Source organism: Bacillus sp. EE-W1, from assembly GCF_009760835.1.
Classification (GTDB): Bacteria; Bacillota; Bacilli; order Bacillales; family Bacillaceae_G; genus Bacillus_A; species Bacillus_A wiedmannii.
This window is the reverse complement of the sequence record NZ_WIPE01000076.1, coordinates 32878-45254: the sequence shown is the minus strand read 5'-3', so window position 1 is coordinate 45254 and position 12377 is coordinate 32878. Positions and strand designations below refer to the sequence as shown.

General features: G+C 33.8%; 16 protein-coding genes. 13 read left to right on the top strand and 3 right to left on the bottom strand.

The window, feature by feature from the left end:
* The 5 genes from GFJ36_RS23390 to srtB form a co-directional block, all read left to right on the top strand.
* Positions 1-1189: NEAT domain-containing protein (locus GFJ36_RS23390; RefSeq protein WP_157349746.1), on the top strand; the 1189-nt coding region annotated here is incomplete at its 5' end.
* Positions 1190-1264: 75 nt separating this feature from the next.
* Positions 1265-2140 (top strand): heme ABC transporter substrate-binding protein IsdE, encoded by an 876-nt coding sequence (gene isdE, locus GFJ36_RS23385; RefSeq protein WP_088064533.1) that lies wholly within the window; start codon positions 1265-1267, stop codon positions 2138-2140.
* Positions 2141-2167: 27 nt separating this feature from the next.
* On the top strand, positions 2168-3151 hold the full coding sequence (locus GFJ36_RS23380; RefSeq protein ID WP_087985361.1) for a FecCD family ABC transporter permease: 984 nt from the start codon (positions 2168-2170) through the stop codon (positions 3149-3151).
* Complete coding sequence (locus GFJ36_RS23375; protein ID WP_157349745.1) at positions 3141-3911, top strand: ABC transporter ATP-binding protein; 771 nt, start codon at positions 3141-3143, stop codon at positions 3909-3911. The genes GFJ36_RS23380 and GFJ36_RS23375 overlap by 11 nt, the downstream gene beginning before the upstream one ends.
* A 31-nt stretch (positions 3912-3942) precedes the next feature.
* The gene (srtB, locus tag GFJ36_RS23370) at positions 3943-4704 is read left to right on the top strand and encodes a class B sortase (RefSeq protein ID WP_088064532.1); all 762 of its coding nucleotides are present in this window, start codon (positions 3943-3945) and stop codon (positions 4702-4704) included.
* A 68-nt stretch (positions 4705-4772) separates the two neighbouring features.
* Here the strand turns inward: srtB and isdG are convergent, their stop codons facing one another.
* A complete protein-coding gene (gene isdG / locus GFJ36_RS23365) occupies positions 4773-5096 on the bottom strand; it encodes a heme oxygenase (RefSeq protein ID WP_000587825.1) in 324 nt (107 codons plus the stop codon).
* Positions 5097-5391: 295 nt separating this feature from the next.
* Between isdG and GFJ36_RS23360 the strand changes: the two genes are divergently transcribed.
* Positions 5392-6591: a class I SAM-dependent rRNA methyltransferase gene (locus GFJ36_RS23360; RefSeq protein ID WP_157349744.1), complete on the top strand. Its 1200-nt coding sequence runs from the start codon at positions 5392-5394 to the stop codon at positions 6589-6591.
* A 39-nt stretch (positions 6592-6630) separates the two neighbouring features.
* Here the strand turns inward: GFJ36_RS23360 and GFJ36_RS23355 are convergent, their stop codons facing one another.
* Both GFJ36_RS23355 and GFJ36_RS29230 read right to left on the bottom strand, forming a co-directional pair.
* Positions 6631-6825 carry a YwbE family protein gene (locus GFJ36_RS23355; protein WP_001014310.1) on the bottom strand — a complete coding sequence of 65 codons (195 nt, stop codon included), beginning with the start codon at positions 6823-6825 and terminating at the stop codon, positions 6631-6633.
* A complete protein-coding gene (locus GFJ36_RS29230) occupies positions 6826-6999 on the bottom strand; it encodes a hypothetical protein (protein ID WP_048544295.1) in 174 nt (57 codons plus the stop codon).
* Positions 7000-7168: 169 nt separating this feature from the next.
* Between GFJ36_RS29230 and GFJ36_RS23350 the strand changes: the two genes are divergently transcribed.
* From GFJ36_RS23350 to GFJ36_RS23325, 7 genes are all read left to right on the top strand, one after another.
* Positions 7169-7861, top strand: a complete 693-nt coding sequence (locus GFJ36_RS23350) for a response regulator transcription factor (RefSeq protein ID WP_088610296.1) — start codon at positions 7169-7171, stop codon at positions 7859-7861.
* Between the two features lies 1 nt (position 7862).
* The gene (locus tag GFJ36_RS23345) at positions 7863-8798 is read left to right on the top strand and encodes a sensor histidine kinase (protein ID WP_097889221.1); all 936 of its coding nucleotides are present in this window, start codon (positions 7863-7865) and stop codon (positions 8796-8798) included.
* A gap of 124 nt (positions 8799-8922) precedes the next feature.
* The gene (locus GFJ36_RS23340) at positions 8923-9846 is read left to right on the top strand and encodes an ABC transporter ATP-binding protein (protein WP_088064530.1); all 924 of its coding nucleotides are present in this window, start codon (positions 8923-8925) and stop codon (positions 9844-9846) included.
* Complete coding sequence (locus GFJ36_RS29225) at positions 9839-10000, top strand: hypothetical protein (protein WP_176546134.1); 162 nt, start codon at positions 9839-9841, stop codon at positions 9998-10000. The genes GFJ36_RS23340 and GFJ36_RS29225 overlap by 8 nt, the downstream gene beginning before the upstream one ends.
* Positions 10001-10034: 34 nt before the next feature.
* A complete protein-coding gene (locus GFJ36_RS23335) occupies positions 10035-10739 on the top strand; it encodes an ABC transporter permease (RefSeq protein ID WP_097889222.1) in 705 nt (234 codons plus the stop codon).
* A 34-nt stretch (positions 10740-10773) separates the two neighbouring features.
* Positions 10774-11646 (top strand): DUF4097 family beta strand repeat-containing protein, encoded by an 873-nt coding sequence (locus GFJ36_RS23330; RefSeq protein ID WP_141542732.1) that lies wholly within the window; start codon positions 10774-10776, stop codon positions 11644-11646.
* Between the two features lie 24 nt (positions 11647-11670).
* Positions 11671-12363, top strand: coding sequence for an ABC transporter permease (locus GFJ36_RS23325; RefSeq protein ID WP_088064527.1), 693 nt, complete (start codon positions 11671-11673; stop codon positions 12361-12363).
* The last annotated feature ends 14 nt before the right edge of the window (positions 12364-12377 follow it).

Below are 12377 nucleotides of genomic sequence, written 5' to 3'. Positions count from 1 at the left end.
CAATAACCAAGGCGGAAACAATAACCAAGGTGGAAACAACAACCAAGGTAACAACGCAACCATTGATCCAAAAGCCCTTAAAGATGGTGAATACAGCATTGGCTTCAAAGTTCTAAAAGATCAAACAGAAGAAATTTCAATGATGAACACATATACAAAGAGTCCAGCTGTACTAAAAGTGAAAGATGGTAAGAAGTATGTATCGTTTACATTAACGAATAGTGCATGGATTACAAAGTTTGAGTTTGAGAAGAATAGTTCTTTTGTTAATGCAAAAGTATTAAGTGAGAATAAAGAGCAAAATACAAAAGTAGTAGAGTTAGAAGTAGATGATTTATCTAAAAAATTAAACGCAAAAGTAAAAGTAGATATTGATGCGATGAATTATCACCATTTCTACGATGTTCAATTTGTATTTGATCAAGATAGTATTAAAGTTTTAGGTAACCAAGGCGAAAACGACAACCAAGGCGGAAACGATAACCAAGGCGGAAACGATAACCAAGGTGGAAACAACAACCAAGGCGGAAATAGTAAGCCAAAAGTAATAGTTGATCCAAGAAATTTAGTGGATGGTCAATATGATATTCCATTTAAAGTGTTAAAAGATAAAACAAATGAGCTTTCAAAGATGCATGACTATACTGTACACCCAGCAAAATTAATCGTTAAAGATGGTAAAAAGTACATTGAGATGACGTTGAAAAATAGTGCATGGATTACAAAATTCCAAACGGAAAATAACAGTCTTTTTGCTGATGCGAAAGTAGTAAGCGAAGATAAAAATGCAAATAGGAGAGTAGTGCAATTTGAAGTAAGTGATTTATTTGCAAAATTAAATGCAAAAGTAAAAGTTGATATCAACGAAATGAACTACCATCATTTCTACGATGTCCAAATTCAATTTGATACAAATAATATTGGTGTGTTAGGCACGATTAAAGAGGATCCAAAAAATAATCCGAACAATCCAGTGATTACACCGAAAGTAGATAATGTAAAAAAAGTAGATAATCCTGATTTTAACCGAAATGCAGATGATAAGAAGAAAAAAGAAGATCAAAAAAATGATTCAAAAAAAGAGAAAAACTCAAAAACGGCAGATACAGCACAACTAGGTTTATACATGGTGCTATTGCTTGGGTCACTTGCTTTACTAGTTCGTAAATATAGAGCAGGAAGATTGTAATTTTTGGAGTCTTGATGCATGTTCGCATGCATCAAGACTTGTTTCATATTGTTTGGAAAGGAGTGGTGATTGAGAGTGAAGAAAATTGCTAGTGTACTAATGGCTATCATTCTATTAGTGAGTATAGCTGGATGCTCGGCGCCCAAAAAAGAAGCAGCAAAACAGGTAAAGAGTGAGAGTAAAGAGAGAATTGTTGCAACGACAGTTGCTGTTACTGAAATTATGGATGCGTTAGAAGTAGATTTAATTGGTATTCCAACAAGTACGAAAGATTTACCAAAGAGATATAAAGGTTTACCTGAAGTCGGGAATCCGATGAGTCCTGATATGGAAAAGGTAAAGTCATTAAAGCCGTCAGAAGTATTATCCGTGACAACACTTGAATATGAATTAAAGCCAGTTTTTGATGGTGTGGGCACGAAAGCAAATTTTTTAGATTTAACAAGCTTGAAAAATATGCAAAATTCCATTAGCGATTTAGGTAAGCAATATGGACGTGAAAAGCAGGCTGAAGCAGTTGTAACGAAGTTAGATAACAAGGTTGCAGAGATTAAAAAAGCAGTAAAGGGAAAGAAAGAACCGACAGTGCTTATTTTATTAGGTGTACCAGGGAGTTATTTAGTAGCAACAGAGCATTCTTATATTGGAGATCTAGTGAAACAACTAGGTGGCAAAAATATTGCGCAAGGTGAACAAGTAGAGTATTTAGCTTCTAATACAGAGTATTTAAAAAAAGCTGATCCAGATATTATTTTACGAGCAGCTCATGGTATGCCTGATGAAGTTGTGAAAATGTTTGATAAAGAATTTAAAACAAATGATATTTGGAAACATTTCGTTGCCGTTAAAAATAACCGTGTTTACGATTTAGAAGAGCGCTTATTTGGGACGACAGGTAATTTAGCAGCAATGGAAGCGTTAGATGAATTGAAAAAAATGATGTATCCGTGATGCATTTTAATATAAAGGAAGAGTGGAATGAATAAAAAAACTTGGAGTTTCCTCATTGTTACTGCATTGCTTATTGTTATGACATCATTGTCAGCGATGAAAGGGAGTTTAGAAATAGGTATTGTTGAGCTTGTGCAAGGGATATTTACAGGGGGAAATGAAGATGTTGAAGTGATTAAAGATTTACGTTTCCCACGTATTATTATTGCACTATTTACTGGAGCAGCTCTGGCCGTTTCAGGTGTGCTTTTTCAAGCTGTTATGAAAAATCCACTTGCTGATGCTGGGGTAATCGGGATATCTTCTGGAGCAAGTTTTATGACACTTGTTATTATTACGCTATTCCCGCAATTCTTTTTCTGGACACCAGTATTCGCCTTTTTAGGTGGTGCGTTTGCATGTTATCTCGTTTATGCATTTTCATGGAAGTCAGGGTTAAGTCCGCTTCGCATTATTTTAGTTGGTATAGCTATTAATGCAATGTTCACTGGATTAAATGAATCGTTCATTACGATTTGCGGATACTTCATTAAGAGTATTAAGCAAACGACGACTTCTAACATAACGATGAAGACGTGGGACGATGTAGAAATAATGGTTACATATGGAACGATTGGTCTTATTCTTGCTCTGTTTGTAGGAGCTTGGTGTAACTTATTATCGCTACAAGATAAGACTGCGAAAAACTTAGGTTTGCACGTGACGAGAGTTCGTCTTATTATTTCTGCTATTGCAGTACTTTTAGCAGCAGTATCAACAGCAATTGCAGGTGTTATTGCTTTCGTAGGATTACTCGTTCCGCACATTTCAAGACAACTAGTCGGTTCGGATCATAAAGTATTAATTCCATTTTCTGCTCTTGCAGGAGCGTTATTAATTTTGACGGCGGATACGATTGGAAGGTTAATTGTGCCACCTAACGAAATTCCAGCAGCGACGATTATGGCAGTGATTGGTGGCCCATTCTTAATATTCTTGCTTAGAAAGAGTGATAAAGTTCATGGAAATTAAAAATGTAACCTTTTCGTATGATAATGTAACGGATCGATTAAAGTCGGTTAGTAGTGAAATAGAAATTGGTAAAATTACAACAATTATTGGTCCAAACGGTTGCGGGAAATCGACATTACTTGGTGTGATGTCAAGAAATCACGACCCTCGTAGCGGAGAGATAATACTCGATGGGAAGGCGATTAGTCAATATAAACCGAAAGAGTTTGCTAGAAAGTTAGCCGTTGTCCATCAACAAAATGAAGCACCGGCAGACATGACGGTAGAGAAATTAACAAGTTATGGTCGTATGCCTCATAAAAATATTTTTTCCTCGCAAACTGATGAAGATAGAGAAGCAATCGAAAGGGCTTTAGCATGTACGAATTTGCTAAGTAAACGTGATAAAGAGATTCACGCCTTATCTGGTGGAGAAAGACAACGTGTTTGGATTGCCATGACGTTAGCTCAGAAAACACCAATGCTCTTTTTAGATGAACCGACAACATATTTAGATATTTATTATCAACTTGAAATATTAGAGCTAGTAAAAGAGTTAAATGAAGTACATGGATTGACGATCGTTATGGTATTACATGATATCAATCAGGCGATTCGCTATAGTGATCATATTATTGTTATGAAAGACGGCGAAATTGTTACGAAAGGTAAGCCGAATGATGTTGTGACAGAAAGTATGATAAAGACGATATACGGTGTAGATGTCGTTGTAAAGCAAGATGAAGATACAGGGTTGTATATGGTCCCAACGGGTATTTAAATATGCGAACAATCCGTTTTGAGGTGATGATTTGAGTAGTAAAAAAGAACGGAAGAAGAATTCTTTTTTTCAACGAATACTTACAGTTGTTTTTTTAGGTACCTTTTTCTATTCAGTATATGAATTAGGTGATATTTTCATGGATTACTATGAAAATCGTAAAGTAATGGCCGAAGCACAAAACATTTATGAAAAGAGTCCGATGGAAGAGCAATCACAAGACGGGGAAGTACGTAAACAGTTCAAAGCTCTGCAGCAAATTAACCAAGAAATAGTTGGATGGATTACGATGGATGATACACAAATTAATTATCCAATCGTTCAGGCGAAAGACAATGATTACTATTTATTTCGTAATTATAAAGGTGAAGATATGAGAGCAGGCAGCATTTTTATGGACTATCGTAATGATGTGAAATCTCAAAATCGAAATACTATTTTATATGGTCACCGTATGAAAGATGGTTCTATGTTTGGAAGTTTAAAGAAAATGTTAGATGAAGAGTTCTTCATGTCGCATCGTAAATTATATTACGATACATTATTTGAAGGATATGATCTTGAAGTGTTCTCGGTGTATACAACAACAACTGATTTTTATTACATTGAAACGGATTTTAGCAATGATACGGAATACACATCGTTTTTGGAGAAAATTCAAGAAAAATCGCTGTACAAAACGGATACAAAATTGACAGCGAGTGATCAAATCGTAACACTTTCGACGTGTGACTATGCACTTGATCCGGAAGCAGGAAGGTTAGTCGTGCATGCGAAACTAGTAAAGAGATAGTAAAAAAAGTATAGAATATGAGAAGTGGTAACGCTTCTCATATTCTATACTTTAAAAAAGAAATATGTTTACTGTGCTGCAGCCATTGGCATACGTACAACTTCAACATTGTAGTAAGTGATTTTATTATCAAGAATATATTCTGGCATCCCACCTTGATGTGAATGAGCATCTTTAAATGCTGAGCTCTTCGTCCAACCTTGGAAATCTTCTTTTGCATTCCAGCGTGTGCTAATTGTTACTTCATCATAATCAACTGTATTTTGCGTTAAAAGAACTTCTAATCCTAAAAAGCCTGGCATCGTTTCGACTTGACCTACTTTATTAAAACGCTCAATTAATTTATGTCCATTTCCCTTTGTAATTTTAGCTGTATTTGTAACAATAATCATGTTTTATTCCTCCTATAAATGTAGCCTTTATTTTCGAGAACTCATATACATTAAATGATAATGAAAATCATTATCAATGTCAATGGTAAATGTGAAATAAATAAGTTTTTTGATTATTTTGGACAGTAAGATTTCCATTTCAAAATGTAGTAAATATGTGGCGGTTAAGTGAGGGAATGAGCGAGTTGTACTAGCAAAGCAATAATATGGTATAGTGAAACGAGGCTGTTTTTTCAGGCTCGTTTTTTAAATGCTTCCTATAGAGAAAGCATGCAAATGGAAAGGAAGTTATTATATGCGATCAGAAGTAACTGTAAAAATAAAACCGAAATTTATAAAAGAAATTAAAAGTGGATATCCGCTTATTTTAAAAGATGCGATTCAAAATTTAAATGATGTTCAGGAAGAAGGAACAATCATTAAAGTAGTAGATGAGAAGAACAATTTTGTCGGAAAAGGTTATTATGGAAAACAAAATAAAGGATACGGCTGGATTTTAACGAGAAAAGAGAGTGAACAAATTAATCAATCTTTCTTTGAAAGTAAAATAAAATCTGCCTTACATAAACGAAAGCAATTTTACAAATCAAGTGATACGACAGCACTCCGTGCCCTAAATGGTGAAGGTGATGGTCTTGGAGGCTTAATTATTGATTATTATGACGGCTATTATGTAGTAAGTTGGTATAGTGAAGGGATTTATACTTTCAGAGATGAGATTATAGCAGCTCTTCAAAAAGTAGCAAACTTTAAAGGTATTTATGAGAAAAAGCGTTTTGATACGAAAGGGAAATACATTGAAGGCGATGATTTCGTAGCAGGAGTACGCGGTGAGTTCCCGCTTATCGTAAAAGAGAACGGTGTGAACTTTGCTGTTTATTTAAATGACGGAGCGATGGTTGGTGTATTTTTAGATCAGCGTAACGTTCGAAAACAAATTCGTGATAAATATGCAAAGGGGAGAACAGTATTAAATATGTTCTCTTATACAGGTGCTTTCTCTGTATTTGCAGCGCTTGGCGGAGCGAGTAAAACGACGAGTGTCGACCTTGCAAATCGTAGTTTAAGTAAAACGATTGAGCAGTTTAGTGTAAATGAAGTTGATTATGAAGCGCAAGATATTATTGTAGAAGATGTATTTCTTTACTTCAAATATGCAGCTAAGAAAAAGATGAAATTTGATATGGTCGTACTTGATCCTCCAAGTTTTGCACGCTCAAAAAAATATACATTTAGTGCAGCGAAAGATTATAAAAACTTACTAAAAGAAACAATTGCGATTACAGAAAATAACGGGATTATCGTTGCTTCTACAAACTGTAGCGCATTTGATATGAAAAAGTTTAAAGGATTTATCGATACGGCATTTAAAGAAATGAATGGCAAATATAAAATATTAGAAGAACATTCTTTACCAGAAGATTTTCGTACCATTGATCAATTCAAAGAAGGAGACTATTTAAAAGTAGTTTTCATTGAGAAAATTAAAGGGTAATAAAGAAAAAGGAGCTCGAGTTTATTTGAGCTCCTTTTCTTATTGAACGATATTTTGTACTCTACCGACTTGCCCGTCCTGCAATCGTACTTTAATGCCATGAGGGTGGGAAGGGGAGTTTGTTAAAATATCTTTTACAATTCCACGTGTTAATTTACCGGTGCGTTGATCTTGTTTTAATACAATATCAACTTCAAGACCGGGTGCGATATTAGAACGTTTTTGTCCGTTCATTTATACACCTGTACGTCTACGTTGGTTGTTTGTTTTCTTCGTTTGTTGGTTTTGTAATTTTTTCGTTGCTTGGCTTTGATTTGTATTATTTGCACCATTTCCATTTCCTTGCTTTTTCTTTGCAAGTTGTTCACGCATTAAATCAGCTAAGCTTACTTTTTTGTTTTCTGACATGATAAGTCTCCTTTATATAAAGTTAATTATGAACAATAGTAGTGAATTTTATCATATCATTGTTAAGGAAGGAAGGGAAGTTGGTTTGAAAATTCATATAATTCTTTCCAGTATTCATTCGTTACGATACAATTGAAATGTTAATGTTTGTAAAAAAGGGGATAGACATATGTCACATCATATTTTATTAGTTGAAGATGATATTTCAATTCAAGAGATGGTGGAAAAGTATTTAATAAAGGAAGGTTTTCAAGTTACAATCGCGTCTGACGGAGAAGAAGGGGTGCAAGCATTTTTTAAATCATCCTTTGATTTAGTTATCCTCGACATTATGATGCCAAAGCTAGATGGCTTAGAGGTTGTGCGAATCATTCGGGAAAAAAGTGCCGTTCCGATTTTAATGATGTCGGCAAAAGATACAGATGTTGATAAAGCTGTTGGATTAGGACTTGGAGCAGATGATTACATTTGTAAGCCGTTTTCTATGATTGAATTGGCTGCACGTGTAAAAGCGGGTATTCGGAGGTCTACGAAATATTCAGCTACAGAAACAACAGAAAAGATGATTCAAATTGGTGATTTAGCAATTAATCCAATTAATTTTACGGTTGAAAAAAACGGAAAGCCGCTCAAACTTACTTTAAAAGAATTTGAGATTTTAAAGCTATTCGTAAAGAATCAAAATCGTGTATTTACGAAAGCGCAAATATATACGTTAGTTTGGAACGAAGAGTATTACGGTGATGATAATGTTATAAATGTTCATATGAGAAGATTGCGCGAGAAAATTGAAAGTGATCCATCTAATCCAGAGTATATTAAAACGTTATGGGGCATCGGCTATAAGTTGGAAGTGATGTAATATGGTCAATTTGTTAATAGGTATTATTTTTACATTGTTATGTGTCATTTACATACAGTATAAAATGAGAAAAAACAGTAGCAAAAATTTACGATACACATATGAAAAGCTAGAAAGTATTGTAAATGAACAAACAGGCGAGAAGTTACTCGTTATGACAGATAATCTACAATTACAAAAATTATTAGTGGCAATTAATCAATTACTAGCTGCAAAACAGAAAACGAATGCAGATCATGCAAAAGTAGAAATTTCGATGAGAAAAATGCTTTCAAATATTTCACATGATTTAAAGACGCCACTAACAGTTATTCTTGGATATACAGAAATGTTAAATAAGGATAAAGCGATGAGTAAAGAAGAACAGCAAATATTACTTGAAAAGGTGCATGTAAAAACACTAGAAGTAATGGAATTGATTCATAAGTTTTTTGATTTAGCAAAATTAGAATCTGGTGACAAGGCAATCGAGATGACAAAAGTAAATATGAATGAAGTTTGTCGTGAGAAGATTTTATCTTTTTATGATTTAGTGACGGCGAAAGGGTTTCAAGTTCATATTGATATACCAGAAAGAAATATATATGCACTTGGAAATGTAGAAGTATTAGGTAGAGTATTGAATAATTTAATATCAAATGCAATTACATATGGAGACGATGGAAAGACACTTGGTGTGAGGTTAAGAGATGATGAAACGAGTGTGTATATAGATGTATGGGATACAGGGAAAGGAATTGATGAATCTCATATTGATAAAGTGTTTGAGCGTATGTACACACTTGAAGATTCAAGAAATAGATTGTACCAAGGGAGCGGTTTAGGGTTAACGATTACGAAACGGCTTGTGGAAGCGATGGATGGAAAAATTAACCTTTCTAGTAAGCCATATAAAAAAACGATTTTTACAGTTGTATTAAAAAAGATGCTGTTTTAGCTTGTAGAGAAGTAGATTCTACAAGCTTTTTTCAGCGTAAGGAATTTGTAAGGAACGGGTAAGAAAAAAGAGATTTCCGTTGTCTATTATAGAAGTATAAGGTAGTGCGAAAGGAGACAGTGACATGACATATATATTAAAAACGAATCAGTTAACGAAAGTGTTTAAAGGGAAAGAAGTTATTTCTAGCGTCAACATGCATGTGAAAAAAGGAGAGATATACGGTTTCTTAGGACCGAATGGTGCAGGTAAAACAACGATTATGAAAATGATTACAAATTTAATAAAACCGACGAGCGGTGATATTGAAATTTTTGGTGAGAAGTTAACGGATACATCTTATGAATTGTTAAAGCGCATGGGGACAATTATCGAATATCCAATCTTTTATGATAAATTAACGGCGAAGGAAAACTTAGAATTACATTGTGAATATATGGGGTATTACGACAAGAACGCAATTGATCATGCTTTAAATTTAGTGAAATTGCACGGTATAGATGATAAAAAAGTAAAAGATTTTTCATTAGGTATGAAGCAACGACTTGGTATTGCAAGGGCAATCATGACAAAGCCAGAATTACTCATTTTAGATGAACCTATTAACGGCTTAGATCCAATTGGTATTAAAGAATTACGAGACTTATTTAAAATGCTCTGCAAAGAATATGGTATTACGTTATTAGTCTCTAGTCATATTTTAGGCGAGATGGAACAAATGGCGGATACAATTGGTGTAATTCAAAATGGAAAACTAATAAAAGAAGTTTCAATGAAGAGTATTAACGGAAAACAAACAGAGTACATTGAAATTACTGTTCTTGATGTGAAGCGTGCAGCTTATATTTTAGAAGATAAACTCGGTATAAAAAATTACAAAATAATGAGTGGAAATATGATTCGTGTGTATGAATTGGCGGCGACACAGCAAGCCATTTCAAAAGCACTTATTATGAACGATGTAGAAATTGAAAGTATTAATAAGAAACATAGTTCCTTAGAAGAATATTTCTTAAATGTAATGGATGGAGAGGGCATTCATGCTTAATGGATTGTTAGTGAATCTAGTAAGTGGATTGATTGTAATGTTCATAAGTGGGATTTTATATTATAGAAAACCAGAGCGGAAATGGTTGTTAATTGTACTAGTGATAGGAATAGTAAGCGTAGTTACGGCTGGAATTAGAATGTTAGCAGCGTAGAGATAGTTATATAAAGGATGGAGGAGTGGTTTGTATGCTTAGATTAATGAAGCTTGAGTGGAAAAAGCATCGATTATCTAGTTACTTTAAAAGTGTAGCAATTTGTATTATAGCAATTTTCGCTGCAGTAAGCCTTATGGCATGGGGAATGAAAGCTGAGGGAGACGTGCTCTTCTCTGACTTCACACAGAACATGGCTTTAGCAAATATTTTTATTAGGATAACATTCATTATTTTTAGTTCGGTCATTTTATCACGTTTAGTAATTGATGAGTATAAGAACAAAACGATACAACTATCATTTATGTACCCACTGCAAAGGAAAATGTTAATGAGAGCGAAATTAACAATTGTTTTTTGTTTTTGTTTTGTGAGCACGATTATTGCTACTTTTATTATTAGTTTGCTCGTATATTTTGTGAGTCCAATGATGGGACTGATTGAAACGCCAGCTACGATAGGTGAAATAATAGCTATCGTTCCAGCTACTATTATAAGTGCATTTATGATATCTGGTATAAGTTTAATTTCTTTATTTTTTGGGATGAGAAAGAAATCAACACCGACAACAATTACTTCGGCTGTAATAATTGGTATGCTGATTAGTGGTAACGTTGGGGCTGAAAGCAATCAAGTAAGTATGTTTGATTTTATAGCTATCCCAATAGTGCTCTGTTTATTAGGGATTTTCATTAGTTATCTATCGTTTCGTAAAATCGACAAGATCGATGTGGCGTGAAGCAAGCCTAAAACAAAAACGAACTGGGGTATGAATGGTGAAAAAAATAATAGTAATTGCAATATTATTTTTGACAATTGCTAGTGTGGTTTTTGGCTTTAAGGTATTTCAGGGGAAAGATTTTAAGAAAGAAAAGTCTTTTGAGATAAATCATATAAAAGAAATAGAAGTGAACAATGAAGACTGGGATATTGAATTTAAAGGTACAGATGCTAACAAAATAGTGATTTTGGCTCAAGGTAAACAAGTGGATGAAGAGATAGATCCTGTCGAAATAGAACATGAAGGGAATAAAGTTATAGTTAAGCAAAAACAAAAGGCGACCAGATTCTTTAATGGTTTTACGTTTAGGAAGAAAAATAGTATATCTATAGTTGTTCCGAAGAAAGAAATAGATAAAATTGTATTAAATAATAAATCGGGTGATGTGAAAATAAGGGATATAGAAGTGAAAAATATTGTGACAAAAAGTGAGTCTGGAGATGGAATGGTTGTAGGACTATCGGCAGAGAAGGGTGAATTTACATCCGAAAGCGGAGATTTAATGTTAAAAGATAGTTCATTACAAGAAGTAAATATAACTTCTACTACTGGCGATAATTATGTGAGAAATATAAAAAACGAAAATATGAACATCACTTCAACATCCGGTGAAGTATTACTGAAAGATATGAAAGAAGGAAAATCATTATTTGTAGAAACAAAGTCAGGAGATATTGGCGTAAGATATAAAGGTGTTCCAGCTTCATTGAAACTTACGGCTAAAAGTAATTCGTCTGACGTAATGATAGATTTAAAAGGACTTAAGAAAGATAAAAATACAGAAAAGATAAAAGCAGGAACGATTGGTGATGCAAAAAACAAAGTGGAGATTTTAAGTAAAACAGGGGTAATTTATATCGATTAAAATGTAAATGAAAGGAGGACTATTATGCTACGTCTTATGAAGCTAGAACTGAAGAAATTTAAGATTGGATGGTATGTGAGGGGAGCGATTATTGCAAATATCGCTATACTGGCATTACTGATCTTTACGAGCATCGTTTCTCAAATAGAAGGAGATCCAGAAATAAGAGATCCACAGATGGTTTTGTTAATGGCTAGTACATTAGTAAGAGCAACATTTATTATTTTTGGTAGTGTGTTAATCGCAAGGTTAATAATTAGTGAATATAAAAACAAAACAATACTACTTATGTTTTCTTATCCAATTAACCGAAAGAAAATGATGGTTAGTAAGTTGGTTATTACAGCAACATTAACATTTATAACAGTTATTTTATCTAATATTTTAGTAGTAGGAATGTTCTTTGGGGTAGATAGCTATTTTTCAATTCTTCCTAATTCATTCACAGTAGATCAATTGATGCAAGAAGGGATAAACCTTGTTCCTTTAGCCGTTGCAACTGCGGGAATAAGTTTAATCCCACTATATTTCGGAATGCGTAAACGTTCAGTGCCAACTACAATTGTTTCATCCCTTATCGTTGTATCAATTGCAATGAATAGCACTACGTTTTCTGTAGCAACTTTCCTTCCTCTTCAACTAGCATTGGCAGCAATTGGAGTTGTGATTGCATGTTACGGAATTAAAAATATAGAGAAGGAAGATATAACTGTATGACAAGAATAAAAAAA

Excerpts from the sequence above, each read along its gene's own strand:
- GFJ36_RS23380 (WP_087985361.1), top strand. The coding sequence starts at position 2,168 with ATGAATAAAAAAACTTGGAGTTTCCTCATTGTTACTGCATTGCTTATT.
- GFJ36_RS23375 (WP_157349745.1), top strand. The coding sequence starts at position 3,141 with ATGGAAATTAAAAATGTAACCTTTTCGTATGATAATGTAACGGATCGA.
- isdG (WP_000587825.1), bottom strand. The coding sequence starts at position 5,096 with ATGATTATTGTTACAAATACAGCTAAAATTACAAAGGGAAATGGACAT.
- GFJ36_RS23360 (WP_157349744.1), top strand. The coding sequence starts at position 5,392 with ATGCGATCAGAAGTAACTGTAAAAATAAAACCGAAATTTATAAAAGAA.
- GFJ36_RS23355 (WP_001014310.1), bottom strand. The coding sequence starts at position 6,825 with ATGAACGGACAAAAACGTTCTAATATCGCACCCGGTCTTGAAGTTGAT.
- GFJ36_RS29230 (WP_048544295.1), bottom strand. The coding sequence starts at position 6,999 with ATGTCAGAAAACAAAAAAGTAAGCTTAGCTGATTTAATGCGTGAACAA.
- GFJ36_RS23350 (WP_088610296.1), top strand. The coding sequence starts at position 7,169 with ATGTCACATCATATTTTATTAGTTGAAGATGATATTTCAATTCAAGAG.
- GFJ36_RS23345 (WP_097889221.1), top strand. The coding sequence starts at position 7,863 with ATGGTCAATTTGTTAATAGGTATTATTTTTACATTGTTATGTGTCATT.
- GFJ36_RS23340 (WP_088064530.1), top strand. The coding sequence starts at position 8,923 with ATGACATATATATTAAAAACGAATCAGTTAACGAAAGTGTTTAAAGGG.
- GFJ36_RS29225 (WP_176546134.1), top strand. The coding sequence starts at position 9,839 with ATGCTTAATGGATTGTTAGTGAATCTAGTAAGTGGATTGATTGTAATG.
- GFJ36_RS23335 (WP_097889222.1), top strand. The coding sequence starts at position 10,035 with ATGCTTAGATTAATGAAGCTTGAGTGGAAAAAGCATCGATTATCTAGT.
- GFJ36_RS23330 (WP_141542732.1), top strand. The coding sequence starts at position 10,774 with ATGGTGAAAAAAATAATAGTAATTGCAATATTATTTTTGACAATTGCT.
- GFJ36_RS23325 (WP_088064527.1), top strand. The coding sequence starts at position 11,671 with ATGCTACGTCTTATGAAGCTAGAACTGAAGAAATTTAAGATTGGATGG.